The following is a 15,506-nucleotide window of genomic DNA, read 5'->3' as shown; positions in this document are numbered from 1 at the left end:
CCCCGGAATCAACGGCTCAACAATCGCCCACAACTCGTCCGGCACCAGCCGCAGCGCAAGATCCGACGACATGCCCCCAAATCATGCCGCACACCGGCGGTCGGATCCACGTGAGACACGCTCTTAGGTGATAGCCGAACCTCTACCACACGGATGACTTCGTCAGCCTGCCGCGCAACAGCTGCACGAGAAGCAGCCCGCCCGCCAGGCCGCGCAGCAAGCCCCGGTGGGCGGACAGCGGCAAGGTACGGGGCGGTGAGTTCCTCGAAGGACCGGCAACCAGAGCACCGTCCTTCCTCACCGAGCTCCCGAAGACTCACCAAGCCTTCGCGGCGTAGAGCCCCTCATGGGCGAGCATGGGCGAGAGAACCTGCTCCCCATGGGGCGTCTCGGTGTCTCATTCCTACCGAGCGCGGGGCCACCATCAGCTCTTCGACGGGCGGAAGCGCACTGCCCGGGAACGGACGGCGCTGAGCTGGACTAGCCGGCACCCTCCCCTTGGGCGGAGCGTGTCACCGATCGGCGTGCAGCCTTGTCTTTCTCTAAGACCGGTTCCACGACAAGGAGATAAGACATGCCATCACCTGCCGGAGGCGACGAGCTCAGCTTCGAGCGGGACATCAAGCCCCTGTTCCGCGCGAAGGACCGCGACTCGATGCTGTCCTTCTTCGACCTGTACGACCACTCGGATGTCTCCAAGCACGCCGACGCCATCATCGGTTCCCTGCTGACCGGACGCATGCCCTGCGACGGCACGTGGCCGGAGGAGCAACTGGAGAAGCTCCAGCGGTGGATCGACATGGGCAAGCCGGCTTAGTCTCCCGACTCCGAGACAGTGAGCCCTTTTCAACCTGCTGCGGTGGCCGCGGGGTTGGGCTGACAGACGGGTGAAGCCCCTGGTAGATGGGTTTTCGACCAAGAAGACCGGCTCCACCAGAGGCTTCGCATGCTTGTCTACCCGTCCGGCATCGATGTGTCCAGCGCCGCCCTGCGCCACCTATCCCAGCGCCTGCGGGAACACCGCCGCGCCATCGGCACCCGGTGGCGGCGCCTGCCCGCGGGCCGCCAGGCCCTGCTCGTCCTCGCCCACCTGCGCAACGGGCACACCTACGCCCAACTCGCCGCCGGTTTCGGAGTCGGGATCACCACCGCCTACCGGTACATCACCGAGGCGGTCGAGGTCCTGGCCGCTCTGGCCCCGACGCTCGCCCAGGCGGCCCGGACGGCGTCGATGAAGGCGTTCGTCCTGCTCGACGGCACGCTGCTACCGATCGACCGGGTCGCCGCCGACCGGCCCTTCTACTCGGGAAAGCACAAGAAACACGGGATGAACGTGCAGGTCCTCGCCGATCCGGCCGGACGGCTGCTGTGGGCTTCACCGGCCCTGCCCGGCGCCGTCCACGACGTCCGCGCGGCCCGCGAGCACGGCATCATCGACGCCCTCGCCGAAACCGGCATCAACTGCTGGGCCGACAAGGCCTATCAGGGCGCCGGCGGTACCGTCCGCGTCCCCTACCGCGGGCGGTGGGAGAACCTCTCCGAGGGGCAGCAGGCCGTCAACCGGTCTCATGCCAGGATCCGGGCGCTGGTCGAGCAGGCCGTCGCCGCGCTCAAGTCCTGGCGTCTTCTGCGCAGGCTCCGCTGTTCACCGGCCCGAACCACGGGTCTCGTCCAGGCTGTCCTCTGCCTCCATCTGGCCAGCTCAGACTGATGCTGGAAAAGGCTCAATGCCTTCGCGGGACGTCCGTTGTGGGGCGCTACTAACGACCTCGTGCATGGTTGTGATGGTGGCCGGGTCCCTGATCGTTGATCATGGTCGGATGGTGCGGTTGTGGCAGGAGCGGCACCAACGCCGCCGAGCACTCCCGCAATGGCTGCACAGCTACAATCACCACCGCGGCCACACTGCATTCGGCGGCCAACCACCTGCCAGCCGCGTGCCCGACCTCATGGGACAGAACAGCTAGCCGGGCGAAGACCATCCCCTCGGGGCCGGGCTCTGAGAGATGTCCATCCGACTGAGACAGCGGGGAATCGCAGCGCGGTCATTCGCCATCGAAGGCCGCGGCCGACATGTAGATCCGGACGCGCATCGGCGGTGCCGGGGAGTCGCCGAACCACACCGTTGCGGGTACCTCGCGTTGACCGTAGATGAGCTCACCGCTGTGATGCATCTCCGGCAGTACCTCGTCGATCGCGTCCTGGATCACCTTCCGCTCGGGGCAGCCTTGTTGCGCCGTCGGACACGCCTTCTGCGCGATCTCGCACGCGTCCCGCAGTTCACCGTCGGCGAGAGCCGCCAGCACTAGGCCGTGTCCGGTGGATCATGCTTTGATCCAGAGCAGTGCTGTGACCAGGACGATTGCTGCCGAGGGCCGGTAGTTGCGGGCGAGTTGGTCGTAGCGGGTGGCGATGCCGCGCCATTGCTTGAGGCGGCCGATGCAGCGTTCGACCACGTTGCGGCGCCTGTAGAGGGCTGGATCGAAGGTCGGTGGACGCCCGCCGCGCGAGCCGCGGCGGGCGCGTTAAGCCTTCTGATCAGTGCGTTCGGGGATGGTCGCGGCGATTCCCCGGCCCCGCAGTGACCGGCGGATCGCGGCCGCACTGTAGGCCTTGTCGGCGATCACCCGGTCGGGCCGGTATCGTGGCCGCCCCGTCCCGCACCGGGGCACCCGGATGGCGGCCAGCACCTGCCCGAAGACCGTGCAGTCATTGACGTTCCCGGCGGTGACCACGATCGACAGCGGTAGGCCACGGCCTTCCACGGCCAGGTGAACCTTGGTGGTCAGCCCGCCCCGCGACCGTCCCAGCGCCTGACCCGATGCCCGGCTCGTCCCACCCGGTTCCCCCTTTTGCGGGCCCCCCGGCGGCGTGCTGGTGCGCGCGCACGATGGTGGAGTCCACGCTGACGGTCCAGTCGATGCGGCCGACCGAGTCGTCGTGCACCTGCACATGGGTCAAGATCGCATCGAAGGTGCCATCGGCGGCCCACCGCCGGTACCGCTCATAAACGGACTTCCAGTTGCCGTACCGCTCGGGCAGGTCCCGCTACGGCACACCGGTGGCCAGCTTCCACAAGATCCCGTTCACCACCGTACGGTGATCGCCCCACCGGCCGCCCCGAACGGGCTGCGCGGGCAAAAGCGGCTCGATCCGCCGCCACGCCGCATCGGTCAACTCATGCCGTCGCACCACGACACACCATCAACCCACACCCGAAGATCGACCTCAGCAAAACACCAAGATCTACCGGACAGGCCTTAGACGCCATCTCATTTGGGTTGGCGCCGGTAGTGTGCGGCCGTGGAGATGGTCGAGCGGCTGGTGCCAGAGGAGCTGTGGGAGCTGTTCCAGCGGGTGGTGCCGCCCGCTCCGACGCGGCCGCAGTGCGGTGGCCGGCGCCGGTACGGGGATCGTGAGGTGCTGGCGGCGATCATCTTCGTGGCCACCACAGGTTGTACGTGGCAGCAGCTGCCGCCGGTGTTCGGGCCGTCGGGTCCTACCGCGCACCGTCGCTTCACCGAGTGGACGGCCGCGCGGGTATGGGCCAAGCTGCACCGCCTGGTGCTGGACGAGCTGGGCGCGCGCGGGGAGTTGGATTGGTCGCGGTGCGCGATCGACTCCGTCAGCGTCCGCGCGAGCAAAGGGGGGAGCTGACCGGCCCGAATCCTGTCGACCGCGGCAAACGTGGGTCGAAGATCCATCTGCTGACCGATCGTGCCGGACTGCCCCTGTCTGTCGGAATCTCATCGGCCAACACTCACGACAAGCTCGCACTGGAGCCGCTGGTGCGGGGCATCGCACCGATCCGCTCCCGGCGCGGGCCGCGCCGGCGCCGTCCCGCCAAGCTGCACGGCGACAAGGGTTACGACTACGCCGACCTGCGGCGCTGGCTACGCAGGCGGGCCATCACGCCGCGCATCGCGCGCCGCGGCATCGAGTCCTCCCACCGGCTCGGACGGCACCGCTGGGTGGTGGAACGGACAGTGTCCTGGCTCAACGGCTGCCGCCGCCTGCACCGCCGCTACGAACGCAAGCCCGAGCACTTCCTGGCCTTCGTCGGCATCGCCGCCACCCTCATCTGCCACCGCCGACTGGCCAAATGAGATGACGTCTTAGTAGTAGCAGCGCCAGTGGCCGATGCCGCCTTCAGCCAGGTGGCCTGTGCGCGCGGCGGTGTTCGCCTTGCCGCTGTGCTGGCACAGCTGGGTTCACCTCCTCGCGACGGACTCCGAATGGTGGCCTGCTGCTCTTCGTCGCCGACCCGTGTGGTCCGCTGACCATCGATCACGTTGGTCTCTAGTGCTGGTCCGCGGAAGTTCGTGTGGGGGGCGGGTCTGAACACGTCGCATGTGTCAGACGAAGGAGAAGTGCGCGGCGGCTTCGGTGGGAGTGGCCGCTTGGCGACGTCCGGGGACGTCGTGGACGCTGGTTGCGCCCTCGGAGCGGAGCCGGTCGGCACCGGCGTCCCGGGTCATGATGGCGGCGTAGGCACGGACGTCCGCGGCGGTGAGGTCCGTGCGGCCTCGCTCGGTGTACTGCTGGAGAAGATCGGTGACGTCCGGGTTGAATCGCAGCATGGTCACCGGGGCGTTGAAGCGCCTGGCGATGGCGATGAGTCGTGCGCGTGCCTGCGGCGTGACGTTCGTTGACTCGGCGACCGCGCTGTGTCCGGCGGCGAGCCTGGCGACGATCCTGTGGTCACGTTCCTCGAAGATCCGTGCGTCCGCCGCGTCGGATTCCGCTTGCGCGGGTGAGGTGCCGAAAAGCTCCGTGCGGATCTCGTCGCTGGACACCACGGCTTCCGCGTCGATCTGCCGGCGCGCGATCAGTGCCCGAACGAAGCTGGTCTTGCCCGAAGCCGGCGGGCCGACGAGGACGACGAGTCCTGCCGGCACCCGGATGACGGGCGCGAGAGCGTTGAGGTACAGGTCGCCTGCGCAGTCGAGAGCTTCCTCCGGGGAGCCGGCGGGCAGTCCGCTGGGCAGGATGGTGTCCTGGTAGCTGTCGGTGCCGGCCAGGTAGAGGGCGAAGCCCCAAGTGTGCAGTACGCCGGTGAAACGCAGCCGGCACAGTGGCAGGCACTGCTCGCCGGGCAACTCGGCTGCCACGTAGGCGAATCCTGTGCGGAAGCGGACCGTGATGGCGTCCGCGTGGGGCCAGCATGCGCGGGCGTGGCGGTTCAGACGCCGGCGCAGGTGGTGCTGCATCGATTCCGGGGGGTTCTTCGGCACGCGCCCATCCTGCCGGGTGCGGCAGCGGCCCGCCGTGATCGTTGGCCGTGGAGGGTGGGCGACGGGCGGGGACAGCGGTGGCGGTGGCGATCGATTCGCGGGTCCGCGAGCGGCTGTGCGGACGGTGGCCTCGGCCAAATGCGAGGTGCGGGCGGTGCTGCGGGCCCGGATCGTCCTCGCGGCGGCGGCGGACGGACTCGCCAATGGTGCGATCGCCAGGGAGCTCGAAATCAACGTGAACACGGTGCACAAGTGGCGCGGACGGTTCGCCGCACTGGGCCCGGACGGCTGGCGGGACGCCGAACGGTCGGGGCGGCCGAAGATCTACGGGCCCGAGGTCCGCGTAGCGATCGTGGCCACAGAAACCAGCATGCCGCCGCCTCCGGAAGCGACCTGGTCCCACCGGGCTGTCTCCCAGCACGTGGCCGATGCCTGCTGCGTGTCGGCCTCCACCTCCCAGGTCGGCCGGATCGCGAAACACGGCGACTTCCCATGCAAGGTCATTCGCATCGGCACCTTCGTCCGAGTTCCCACCGCAACTCTTCGAGCCCTGCTCGATGTTGAGGAAGGAGCAATAGTCAAGACCTGTGGACGAGATGACGTGCGAGCGCGGGCTGTTGCAAAAGAGGCCGGACCCGCAGCCTCACTAACGGGATCTCAGCACATCGACTTCACAGCCTTGCGCGAAGGGGTCGAAGCCGTGTTCGGCCAGCCAGCGAACCGCCAGCAGGCTTCGCAACGACCACCACGCATGGATCACGTCGAGGTCGATGTCGGTGCCATAGCCGGCGATGACGTCGTCGAGGTGCTCCTCGTGTCCGAGCGTGAAGGTGGCAAGGTCGTACAGGGCATCACCCTGGCCCGCCTCGGACCAGTCGATAATGCCCGTGATCTCGTCGCCGTCGATGAAGACGTGCGCGATCTGCAGGTCGCCGTGCGTGAACGCTGGAGTCCACGGCCGTAGCGCGGCCTCAGCGACCTGGCGGTTGCGAGTCACCAGGTCGAGGGGCAGGACGGCGTTCGTCACGAGCAACTCGCACTCGTCGTCGAGTTCCGCCGTCAGCGCGACGATGCTGCGGCCGGCTCGGCCGGGCCGGGACGGCAGCGGCGCGTCGTGCAGCTTCCGGATGGCGGCGCCCGCCGCGGCCCACGCCGCCGGCGACGCGGTCGATGGCTCACCGAGGCGCCCGAGCGTCGCCCCCTTGAGCGCGGCGATCGCGAGCACGGGTGGCTTGCGCCACAGGATCTCCGGGGTCGGGACCGGTGCCAGGGCCATCGCCTCAACTTCGGCGTCAACGCGCGCCTGATCGGCGTCCACCTTCAGGAAGACGTCGCCGACCCGCAGGGTTGCGCGCTCGGAATGGGCGACAACAACCTTGACTTCATCCATGGCGGTCAGTATTCCGGGGTGGCCGATGACGTTCACTTGGTTATCGCGTGTCAGCCACCGACAGGTGGCTCCTGGAGACGATCAAGCGGCCTGCTCCTCCCGCTCGACAAGGACACCGTTTTCGAACTGGGCGCCTGCACGGACCAGCGCGACGAGATGGGCGCCGGTGATCGCGCGCCACCGTGACTGGGCGGACTCGACGAGCTTGAACACCATCGCGAGCGCGGCTGCGGGGCTGCCCGCGCCGCGGGTGACCTTGGTGCGGAGCTTGACCGTGGAGAAAGTCGACTCGATCGGGTTCGTGGTCCGCAGGTGAATCCAGTGCTCGGCCGGGAAGTCGTAGAACGCCAGCAGCTCCTGCCGGTCGTCGGTGATCTTCGCGACCGCCTTCGGCCACTTCGCGCCGTTGGTGCGGGCGAACGCGTCGATCGCCTGCTCGGCGTGGGCGCGGTCCTCCGCGTTGTATATCTCCTGCATCGCCCTCGTCGCGCTCGGCTGCGCTGACTTCGGAAGTGCGTTCGTGACATTCCGGGCTTTGTGGACCCAGCACCTTTGTTGGCGAGCAGCAGGGAACACCTCGGCCAGTGCTTTCCAGAGCCCCATCGCGCCGTCGCCGACCACCAGCTCGGGGTCGCGCATGCCCCGGCGTCGGCAGTCCCGCAACAGGTCCGCCCACGACTCGGTGCTCTCGCGTAGGCCCTCGGCCAGCGCGATGAGCTCCTTCGTACCGTCGAGACGGACGCCGAGCAGCACCAGGACGCACGAGTGGGCCTGCCCGAGCCGGACCTTGGGGTGCACCCCGTCGGCCCACACGTAGACGTAGTCCCGGTCGGACAGGTCGCGGGCCTGAAGGCGGCGTGGTCGTCGCCCCACTGCTTCGTCAGCCGGGTGACGGTGGCCGGCGACAGCCCGGCTGCCGAGCCGAGGAACTGCTCCAGCGCGGGCACGAAGTCGCCGGTGGACAGGCCGTGCAGGTAGAGCAGCGGCAAGACCTCGAAGATCTTCGGCGACTCGCGGCACCACGGAGGCAGGATCTTCGAGGAGAACCGTTTGCGCTCGCCGCTGGCGTCGTCGACGCGCCGGTCGTTCACCCGGGGCGCCGTGACCTCGACCGGCCCGGCCGCGGTGACCACCGTGCGGGGCCGGTGGTGCCCGTTGCGGACCACCAGACGGCGACCAGCGGCATCGGTCTCGGCGGCCAACTCAGCTATGTACTGGTTGACTTCCGCCTCCAGCGCGGCGGCCAGCATCCGCCACGCCCCCTCTCGCACGATCTCGTCGATCAGGGAGCCGGACTCGGTGGAACCTTCGGCGGTGACTACGCTCAGCACAGGCGTGCCTTACCGACCCGCGCTGCAACGCAGGTCTACTCGGTGACTTCTTGATCATTCACCCGGGAAGGTACGCCCTTCGTGCGCCCCCAGGAGCTGATCCACAAGTCCTGAGCATTGCTCTGAGGAAGGCCAGTAGGAGCATTCGCTCCTTCTGTCGCCCGCCGCCCTGGGCTGCTTCAGGCCAAGGCCAGGGCGGCGGCCAGTTGGAGGCACCAGGGGCCCGAGAGTGGCCGGGCTGGATGTCTCCTATGGACGCAGAGCGGCGACTGTCGGCTGGCCTGGAGGCGGCTAGATGCGCCGCTGAGGCTGGTGGTGGACGAACCTGCTACTCGCGGCGGGGCGTTGGCTCGTCGCGACGGCGCTGCAGCCCTGGGTCGCCCGGCCTTGGTGGTCGGTGGCGTTCGGGATCGGATGACGATCACGTGGCCGGTGGCCCAGGACGTGTGAACATTCGGTGGGCTGGAGCGGGCCGGGGCCGGTTCTCCTGGTCCTGTGTGAACCGGGCGAGTGCCGCCAGGGGCGGCTGAGTTCACTAACGAACGGCTAACAAACGATCAAGAGGCCGGTCCTCCGGGTGGAGGAAACGGCCTCTGAGCTGGTACTTCTCTGTCGGGACGGCGGGATTTGAACCCACGACCTCTTGACCCCCAGGCACAGCAGACCAGTCGATCAAGGTCGAAAGAAGTCGATCGGGGAGCCTCTCACCTGCAGAAACACCCCGGGGAGTCGCGGCGGGTCCGGGGGGGCCCACCTATGGTGGCTCCCCAATTGGCTCCCCCTGCGGTTCCCCGTAAGGTCGGAGGTGCTCAACGACCAACAAGATCATATTCGTCGGCGGGGGCCGCTGCAGCGTCAGTCGCCCTTGGTTCGTGTCGATGGAGTGGACTGCCGGACAAGACCGCCTCTCACCTGAATGAACACGGATGCCGGCGGACGGATCCCAGCAGTTCGACACCCTGCGGATTAAAAGTCCGAAACTGCCGTATCGGAGCGGCCTGTTCAGTTTCGGCCTGTGTCGATCCGTCCGCATCGAGCCCGATTCTCGTGCCGCACGATGCCACCGCGTGCCGATCCGGTTCGGAACCGCCGAGCCGGCAACGAGCCGACATGGACCGTTGGCGATCTTGTGGCTTGCTCGTCGACGGCCCTGCCTGACCAGCATGGATGGGGTTTTCGGCAAGCGCAGGGTCAGCGCCACCCGTGCGATTCCGGCCGGTAGGGCCGGTAGGGTCTCGGCCCGGCGAACGGAGCCGGCGTCACAAGGTCGTCTCCCGGCCAGAACGGCGCCCGCGCCACGAAGCCGCGGACATGCCCCTCCAGTTCGCGCAGGCGCTCCAGGCGGTCGGTGCCGCCGTACTCGGTGCTCGTGCCGTCAGGGTGGTGCATCGTGAGGGTGGTGTGCGGGCCGCCTGCCAGCAGCGCCGCCGACACCTGCGGCAACCCCAGCGGCATCGCATCGCACCGGTCGGCGCGCGCAAGGGCTACCACGGCGTCGGTCACCCGTTCCCAATCGCCGACGGCTCCCCACAGCCGGCCGCCGTTCAGCTCGTGCGTCAGTGTCGAGAGCGGCATCACGCATCCGGGGCTGCGGTCGGGGAACTCGGTCAGGCACCGGTACATGCGGCCACCGTCGGGCTGCGGCACTGACGGATGAAGGAGCGTGGCCGCGTGCACGATCGTGGCGTTGATCGGCACCGGGTGCCGCTCCTCCTCATAGGGCTCGTGCAGCATCAGCAGATATACCTCGGCGCACACGTGATCACCATCATCCAGGCCAGCCATGCGCGGCACAGTAGCGGCTCAAGCCGCCTTCCATCAGGCGCCCCGGGGGGCCATCGAGCCCCAGCGCCAGACCAGTACGCGCGCCAGGTTCAACAGGTTGGACTACCGCCGGATGTCGTGCCGAATCGAGGCTCCTGGCCACGACTCAAAGGAGCGGCCGGGGGCCTTCGCTCCGGACCCCCATCTGGATGATCGCTACCGCCCGATCCAGTGAACGGCCTCTGAGGGAAGCCCAGAGACAGCGACCGGCCACCGTCACAAAGTACTGGCGGTGTTGCGCATCGAGGTGTCGTGAGTTCGGTGGTTCAGAGGTGGGAGCGTTCGTCGACTCGTTGAGTCGGCGGGTGGAGGAAGAGTTCGGCTGTGCGGTGGCCGTAGGAGACGTTGAGGGTGTCGAGCCGGTAGTACCGGCCGCGTTCGGTAGTGAGGCGGTGGTTGATCTGCCGGCGCAGGGTCTGTCGGGGCCGTATGGTCGCGGTTGGCGACCGCCAGGCGAGGTCGAGTCCATTGCTCGCCCACTCGGGTGCGTTCCGAATCGGGAGGACGCGCAGCAGGCCGTCGATCTCGATCAGCTCGACCTGCGATGCTGGCGGGAGCCCGCTGGTGACGGTCTCTCTGGGAGAGAAGCCGTTCCGCTCAAGCAACTGCACTTCATGGACGAAGGGTGGCTCGGCCTCGGGAAGCGCGAAGGCCTCGGGGAGCGCGCTGCGCCGGATGGCTCCCGACCCTCCGCGGGAGTTCTTCGTCCAGTAGAGGCGCATCCATTGCACCACGATGTCCACCGGCACCTGATCACACTTGTGGCATAGGGGAAGACAGTTGGTTTCTGCGCTGGTCACCGCTGGTGAGCAGCGTGGGTGGCACCACCTGGCTGCGGTGGCGTGGTCCTGGGGAGCATTCGGCGGTGTAGCCGGTGGCACGGGTGACGACTGCGGCTGGCATTTCCATGACGAGGACTCGGTGGGCGACAGGGCGGGCGCCGAGAAGGTGGATTCCGGTGCTGGCCAGGGTGGTTCATCCGGTAGGTGGAGCGGATGTGCCGGCTCGGCGGCCCACTCCCGCCAGCCCACCCAGCCGGGCGGCGGGCCGGCGACCCTCCAGCTCCGCCGCGTCGGGCTCCTCAAAATGCGCGCGCCCGTGCAGGATATCGGCCTCGGACATCGCCAACGCCTCCTCGGGGGTGGTCGCCTAATGACTTTCCAAGGGGCCTCGCGAGGGCAGGAGCGAGGAGCGCGACATGGCGCAGGCGTGGACGGGCGCCAGAACTGGAGGTCGCCTGCGCGGTGCTCCGCTCGGCCGCCTGCTGCCTGCCGTTTCACATCGCCGGAACCCTCAACTGGACTCGCTGAGAGTCGCCCGGTCTTCGGTGTCGGGCGAGGTCGCGGCCCGTGCGTAGTCCAGGAAGGCCAGTGCCGGGCGGGTGGGTCGGTGTCGGTGCCAGGCCAATACGGTGCGCCGGGCGAGTTTGGGTCGGTGCACGCGGAGGACGACCAGGTCGGAGCGGGAGGGCACGAGGCCGGTGCCGGGGACGAGGCCGGCACCGGGGATGAGGGCGACGCCGAGGCGGCGGGCCGCCAAGTCGATCAGAAGGCTGATGTCGTCGGTCTCGGCGTGGATCAAAGGCGTGAATCCGGCCTTGGCGCAGGCGGTTTCGAGGACGGTTCGCAGGCCGCTGCCGTGGGTGAGCGTGGCCAAGGGCTGGTCCTTGAGTGCGGCCAGGGTGATGTGAGCCCGACCGGCGAGCGCGTGGTCGGGCGCAACGAGGGCCAAGAGCGGTTCGGTGGTGTAGGCGGCGGTGGCGACGGCGGCGGGCAGCGGCTGTCCGGTGATCCCCAGCAGGGCGGCGTCCAGGGTGCCCTTGGCGACGTGTTCAGCCAGGTGTTGCGGGTTGGCGGTGCGTAGGGAGATCTCCACGAGCGGATGGTCGTGGTGGAACGCGGCGAGCACATCCAGCAGGGAGGGCGGCGGAGACTGGATGGTGCCGATCGAAAGGCGCCCGGCCAGAGCCCCGGCCAGAGAGGCTACAGCGTCGCGGCCTCGGGCGGCGGTCTCCAGGGTCTCGCGGGCGAAGGGAAGGAACATCTCCCCGGCCGCGGTCAGCCGGATCCGCCGTCCGGACCGGTCGAACAGTTCCTGGCCCAGTTCGTGTTCGAGCCGGGCGATCTGCTGGCTGATCGCGGGCTGCGCGACGTGAACCCGCGCCGCGGCACGGGTGAAGTTCAAGTCCTCGGCCACCGTCACGAAGTACCGAAGCTGCCGCAATTCCATAGTGAAAACTTATCAGTGATCATCAAAATCATATCTTGGACTTTTGATCGCTCCCCGGCACATCCTGGAGGTGTCCGGCGCCCGACCCGTGCCGGCAGGCCTTCCGCGCCTGGCCGCGATCATCCTGCGCGCCCAGGCGACGAACCGATTTGGAGAACTATGACTTCCCCCGCGACCCCTGGCCGGCGGCGTATGCCTTACCATCCGCCGCTGGTGCACGTTCCGATCGGCGCGTCGATCACGGCGGCCGTCCTCGACGTGATCTCCGTGGCCACCGGGTCCGGCCACGGCTCGGCGCGCAACCTGTACGAGGCCGCGACCTGGGTTCTCATGGTCGGCATGGGCGTGATGTTCGTGGCGGCCCTGGCCGGCCTGGCGGACCGGTCCCGTGTGCTGGAGCGCGGGCCCGCCGCGCGGCGCGGGGTGAATCAGCACGCCGCGATCATGGGAACCGTGATGGTGTTGACGATCGCCGAGCTCACCTTGCGTCGCCAGCAGTATCCCGACGCCGGAGCCACACCGGCGGCGGTGCTCCTGGTCGAGGCGATCACGGTCGCGCTCACGATCTTCGGCCTGCATGTGGGCGGCAAGCTCGTCCACGGAAGGGGCCAGGACCTCGCCGCGGGTGTCGCGCCCGATCCGGCACCCGCCGGCAGCATCGAGGAACCGGCGGAGCGGTGAACTCGCCGACGCTCACGGGTCGCCGCGGGGCGCGGCCGGGGGCCGCGCCCCGCGGCGCCGGAATCGTGCTGTTCATATGCTGTTTCAGCTTGGTCATGACCCAGGTCGACGCCACCGCCGTGAACGTCGCGCTGCCGACCATGGGCCGCGATCTCGGCGGCGGGGTCAGCGCCCTGCAGTGGGTCGTCGACGGCTATGTGCTGGCGCTGGCCTGTCTGGGGGTGACCGGCGGCGGGCTCGGTGACCGCTTCGGCCGTCGCATCGTCTACCTCGTCGGCTTGGCGGTCTTCACCCTCGCCTCGCTCGCGTGCGGGGCCGCCCCCGACCTTCCGGCCCTGATCGCCGCGCGGGTCCTCCAGGGTGTGGGCGCGTCCATGCTCATGCCGGTGACCCTGGCCATCATCGCCCACACCTTCGCCGACCCGGCCGCCCGGACCCGCGCGATCGGCGTGTGGGCCGGGTCCTCGGGCGTAGCGGCTGCGGCCGGGCCGTTGATCGGCGGCGCCTTGGTCGCCGCCGTCGACTGGCGTGCCATCTTCGTCTTGAACGTGCCGATCGGCGCGCTGGGCCTATTCCTGACCCACCGCTACGTCCCCGAGTCCCGCGCCGAGCGCCCGCGACCGTTCGACTTCGTCGGGCAGACGCTATGGATCCTGACCACCGCCAGCCTGACCTACGCCCTCATCCACGCCTCGTCCGCCGGCTGGCTGTCGACACCGGGCCTGCTGCTTTTCGGCACAGCGGCCGTCGCAGCGGTCTCCTTCGGTGTCGCCGAGACGAGGTCCCGGCATCCGCTCATCGATCCGGCGCTGTACAGGGACCGGGCATTCGTCGGCGCGAGCCTGCTGGCCGTGCTGTTCTACCTGGCGTTCAACGGCATCCTGTTCATCGGCTCTCTGCAACTGCAACAACTCCAGGGCCTGTCCCCGATGCAGACCGGCCTGAGGCTGCTCCCCGCCCCGGCCGCATTGGCCTTGGGCAGCACCGCCGCCGGGCGTCTGGCGCCGCGCCTCGGGGCGCGGCCGATCCTGCTGTCCGCCGCCGCAGCCCTGACCGCCGGCTCAGTTCTGCTCGTCCTCACCGAACAGAACGCCGGTCTGCTGCCCACCGAATCGGCCTTCCTGCTCCTCGGCGCCGGTCTGGGCCTGGCCAACCCGCTACTCACCGACATCGCAATGGTCGCAATGCCCCCGGCCCGCGCCGGCGTGACCTCCGCGACCGTGGGAACCTCGAGACAACTCGGGGCCGTCCTCGGCGTCGCCGTGATGGGATCGCTGGCCACCGTGCACGGTCCGCGGACCGGCCACATCGCGACGCATACCACCCCGGCGCTCGATCCCAGGCCGGGATACCTTGCAGCCACCGCCGCAGCACTCACCGCGGCACTCCTCACGACCTGGAGCACGTCTCGGCGAGCCGCCCCCGACGCGACCACGCCTGCAGAGCCGACGTAATAGCGGGATGGACGCCGGAAGCGGGGGTGATGTAGCGGGCGAAAGTCCCGCTCAAGAGGCGTCGGGCGGTCAGGCTTGGCGGGACCGGTCCTTCCGGGGCTACCGGGCTGTAGGTCCGGGACGATGTGGGCATGTCTGCGGAGAGCTTGATCTCTGGTGCGTTGAAGTCGGTTGGGGTGGTGCGGCGGGAGGGCTTCACCATGCCGACCTTCGCGACCGGTCAGCCGACGGGGCCGGTCGGTGTCCATGAGGTCGCGGCCGAGCTGATCGAGTGGCTGGATCTGTGTCGCGTGCATGGTGCGCCCGACTGCGCCGAGTGCGCCCCGAAGGATGTCGAGGAAGATCGTGAGTGATCGTCGTGCGGCGCGGCGGCTGTTGATGGACGCAGGCATCTACATGAGCCCAAGAACCCACATTGGGATGATCTTGGTGGGTGAGTCCGGAACCGGCAGCGTGCATTCGGGGGCCGCTCCGGCGGGGGTGGTCCAGGTCGACCAGCGGCTGATCCGGCCGTGGCCGCGTTCGGTGGTGAAGGTAGTCGGCGTTCCTGTCCTCTACCAGGTAGCGGGCGGTTTCGGCGCAGGTGTGCGTTGCGGCGGCGGTCAAGCGCCCCGGCGATGTCCAGCCCATCGAGCAGGTTCTTGACCTGGTTGGTCTCGGTCGTGCGCTCAGGCACGGCGATCTGCCCGATGACCATGGCCGCCTGATCGTCACTGCTGTGGGTCATGGCGGAGAACAATACGAGCCGGCCGTGGTCGTCCCATGAACCGTTGAGGTCCTTGCCGTCCAGTGCGATCGCCCACCCATCGGCGTCACAGCCGGCGTGCTCACGCAGCCACCCCCCGACCCGCCGGTCCAGCTTATCGGCGCCGATCGCGATCAGCATCCGCCGCAACGTTCCCGCTCTCGGCGCGACCGGGCAGCCCTTGCCCGAGTCGAACCGGGCACTCAGGCGCTTCAGCAGTTGCTGCGGAAAATCCGCGGCAACCGACCCCAGCCCCCGGTAGTCCGACGCTCCGGCCAACGTGGCCACCACCGCCACCCCCCCAGTACCGCCACCAGAGCATGCCGCACCCCACGCGGCCTGCGCGGATCGGTGAATCCCGCCAACATCCCCAGCAACGGCGTCACCGTCACAAATCCGGACACCGGTGACGATCGCTCCAAACAGGCGACTTTCTCATCGCCCTGACCTAAGGTGGAGTGAAGGGCGAGGCCGCGGGGCCTCGCCCTTCACTCGTGCGGCCGAGACGGGTTTGTAGCCGAAGGCTAATCCGTCGGACCGGGACATTCATTACGTGTGTGATCCGTTCACAGCGCTCGGTGCCTGAGCTATTTGATCCAGAGTTGTGTAGTAAAGGCC

The 15,506-nt window shown here is 68.6% G+C and carries 12 protein-coding genes and 4 pseudogenes; 8 read left to right on the top strand and 8 right to left on the bottom strand.

Translation table 11 applies throughout. From position 1 onward, the window contains the following. Nucleotides 1–574: 574 nt before the first annotated feature. The 3 genes and pseudogenes from J4557_RS48355 to J4557_RS48345 form a co-directional block, all read left to right on the top strand. The gene (locus J4557_RS48355; RefSeq protein WP_208274648.1) at nucleotides 575–817 is read left to right on the top strand and encodes a hypothetical protein; all 243 of its coding nucleotides are present in this window, start codon (nucleotides 575–577) and stop codon (nucleotides 815–817) included. 129 nt (nucleotides 818–946) lie between these two features. Continuing rightward, nucleotides 947–1,711 (top strand): IS5 family transposase, encoded by a 765-nt coding sequence (locus tag J4557_RS48350; RefSeq protein ID WP_208274646.1) that lies wholly within the window; start codon nucleotides 947–949, stop codon nucleotides 1,709–1,711. 154 nt (nucleotides 1,712–1,865) lie between these two features. Then, nucleotides 1,866–1,967 (top strand): annotated as a pseudogene (locus J4557_RS48345) (IS481 family transposase); the annotation flags it as partial. Nucleotides 1,968–2,045: 78 nt separating this feature from the next. On the opposite strand, the gene J4557_RS48340 reads toward J4557_RS48345, so the two are convergent. Beyond that, entirely contained in the window at nucleotides 2,046–2,306 is a 261-nt protein-coding gene (locus J4557_RS48340) for a hypothetical protein (RefSeq protein ID WP_208274644.1), read from the bottom strand. Between the two features lie 18 nt (nucleotides 2,307–2,324). After that, a pseudogene (locus J4557_RS48335) lies at nucleotides 2,325–3,192 on the bottom strand (IS5 family transposase). Nucleotides 3,193–3,309: 117 nt separating this feature from the next. On the opposite strand from J4557_RS48335, the gene J4557_RS48330 reads away from it, so the two are divergent. Then, nucleotides 3,310–4,106 (top strand): IS5 family transposase gene (locus J4557_RS48330; protein WP_243777530.1). Its coding sequence is split into 2 segments (ribosomal slippage): nucleotides 3,310–3,652 and nucleotides 3,652–4,106, totalling 798 coding nucleotides; the frame shifts between segments, so codons are not numbered across the junction. A 249-nt stretch (nucleotides 4,107–4,355) separates the two neighbouring features. Here J4557_RS48330 and J4557_RS48325 read toward each other — a convergent pair. Continuing rightward, nucleotides 4,356–5,234: an ATP-binding protein gene (locus J4557_RS48325; protein ID WP_208274642.1), complete on the bottom strand. Its 879-nt coding sequence runs from the start codon at nucleotides 5,232–5,234 to the stop codon at nucleotides 4,356–4,358. Here J4557_RS48325 and J4557_RS52445 point away from each other — a divergent pair. Beyond that, nucleotides 5,143–5,694, top strand: a pseudogene (locus J4557_RS52445) (helix-turn-helix domain-containing protein); the annotation flags it as partial. The gene J4557_RS48325 and the pseudogene J4557_RS52445 sit on opposite strands and share 92 nt — an antisense overlap. Nucleotides 5,695–5,880: 186 nt before the next feature. On the opposite strand, the gene J4557_RS48320 reads toward J4557_RS52445, so the two are convergent. The 5 genes and pseudogenes from J4557_RS48320 to J4557_RS48300 all read right to left on the bottom strand — a co-directional run bounded on the left by J4557_RS48320 (nucleotide 5,881) and on the right by J4557_RS48300 (nucleotide 12,008). Further along, nucleotides 5,881–6,624: a phosphotransferase family protein gene (locus tag J4557_RS48320; protein WP_208274641.1), complete on the bottom strand. Its 744-nt coding sequence runs from the start codon at nucleotides 6,622–6,624 to the stop codon at nucleotides 5,881–5,883. An 81-nt stretch (nucleotides 6,625–6,705) separates the two neighbouring features. Further along, nucleotides 6,706–7,955: pseudogene (locus tag J4557_RS48315) on the bottom strand (IS256 family transposase). A gap of 1,191 nt (nucleotides 7,956–9,146) precedes the next feature. Further along, nucleotides 9,147–9,740 (bottom strand): hypothetical protein, encoded by a 594-nt coding sequence (locus J4557_RS48310; RefSeq protein WP_208274640.1) that lies wholly within the window; start codon nucleotides 9,738–9,740, stop codon nucleotides 9,147–9,149. Nucleotides 9,741–10,045: 305 nt separating this feature from the next. Then, the gene (locus tag J4557_RS48305; protein ID WP_208274639.1) at nucleotides 10,046–10,522 is read right to left on the bottom strand and encodes a hypothetical protein; all 477 of its coding nucleotides are present in this window, start codon (nucleotides 10,520–10,522) and stop codon (nucleotides 10,046–10,048) included. Nucleotides 10,523–11,072: 550 nt separating this feature from the next. Further along, entirely contained in the window at nucleotides 11,073–12,008 is a 936-nt protein-coding gene (locus J4557_RS48300) for a LysR family transcriptional regulator (protein WP_208274638.1), read from the bottom strand. A gap of 159 nt (nucleotides 12,009–12,167) precedes the next feature. On the opposite strand from J4557_RS48300, the gene J4557_RS48295 reads away from it, so the two are divergent. From J4557_RS48295 to J4557_RS48285, 3 genes are all read left to right on the top strand, one after another. Further along, nucleotides 12,168–12,689, top strand: a complete 522-nt coding sequence (locus tag J4557_RS48295) for a DUF2231 domain-containing protein (RefSeq protein WP_307800631.1) — start codon at nucleotides 12,168–12,170, stop codon at nucleotides 12,687–12,689. Beyond that, nucleotides 12,686–14,143, top strand: a complete 1,458-nt coding sequence (locus J4557_RS48290) for an MFS transporter (RefSeq protein WP_307800630.1) — start codon at nucleotides 12,686–12,688, stop codon at nucleotides 14,141–14,143. Before J4557_RS48295 ends, J4557_RS48290 begins: the two co-directional genes overlap by 4 nt. Before the next feature lie 131 nt (nucleotides 14,144–14,274). Beyond that, nucleotides 14,275–14,496, top strand: a complete 222-nt coding sequence (locus tag J4557_RS48285) for a hypothetical protein (RefSeq protein WP_208274632.1) — start codon at nucleotides 14,275–14,277, stop codon at nucleotides 14,494–14,496. Nucleotides 14,497–15,506: the final 1,010 nt, after the last annotated feature.

The organism is Actinomadura nitritigenes (assembly GCF_017573545.1).
Taxonomy (GTDB): domain Bacteria; phylum Actinomycetota; class Actinomycetes; order Streptosporangiales; family Streptosporangiaceae; genus Spirillospora; species Spirillospora nitritigenes.
The sequence above is the reverse complement of the archived record's forward strand: the minus strand, read 5'-3'. Positions and strand labels throughout refer to the sequence as shown.

Coding starts and splice junctions, on each gene's coding strand:
- J4557_RS48300 (WP_208274638.1), bottom strand. CDS start 12,008: ATGGAATTGCGGCAGCTTCGGTACTTCGTGACGGTGGCCGAGGACTTG.
- J4557_RS48295 (WP_307800631.1), top strand. CDS start 12,168: ATGACTTCCCCCGCGACCCCTGGCCGGCGGCGTATGCCTTACCATCCG.
- J4557_RS48355 (WP_208274648.1), top strand. CDS start 575: ATGCCATCACCTGCCGGAGGCGACGAGCTCAGCTTCGAGCGGGACATC.
- J4557_RS48310 (WP_208274640.1), bottom strand. CDS start 9,740: ATGGCTGGCCTGGATGATGGTGATCACGTGTGCGCCGAGGTATATCTG.
- J4557_RS48350 (WP_208274646.1), top strand. CDS start 947: ATGCTTGTCTACCCGTCCGGCATCGATGTGTCCAGCGCCGCCCTGCGC.
- J4557_RS48285 (WP_208274632.1), top strand. CDS start 14,275: ATGTCTGCGGAGAGCTTGATCTCTGGTGCGTTGAAGTCGGTTGGGGTG.
- J4557_RS48320 (WP_208274641.1), bottom strand. CDS start 6,624: ATGGATGAAGTCAAGGTTGTTGTCGCCCATTCCGAGCGCGCAACCCTG.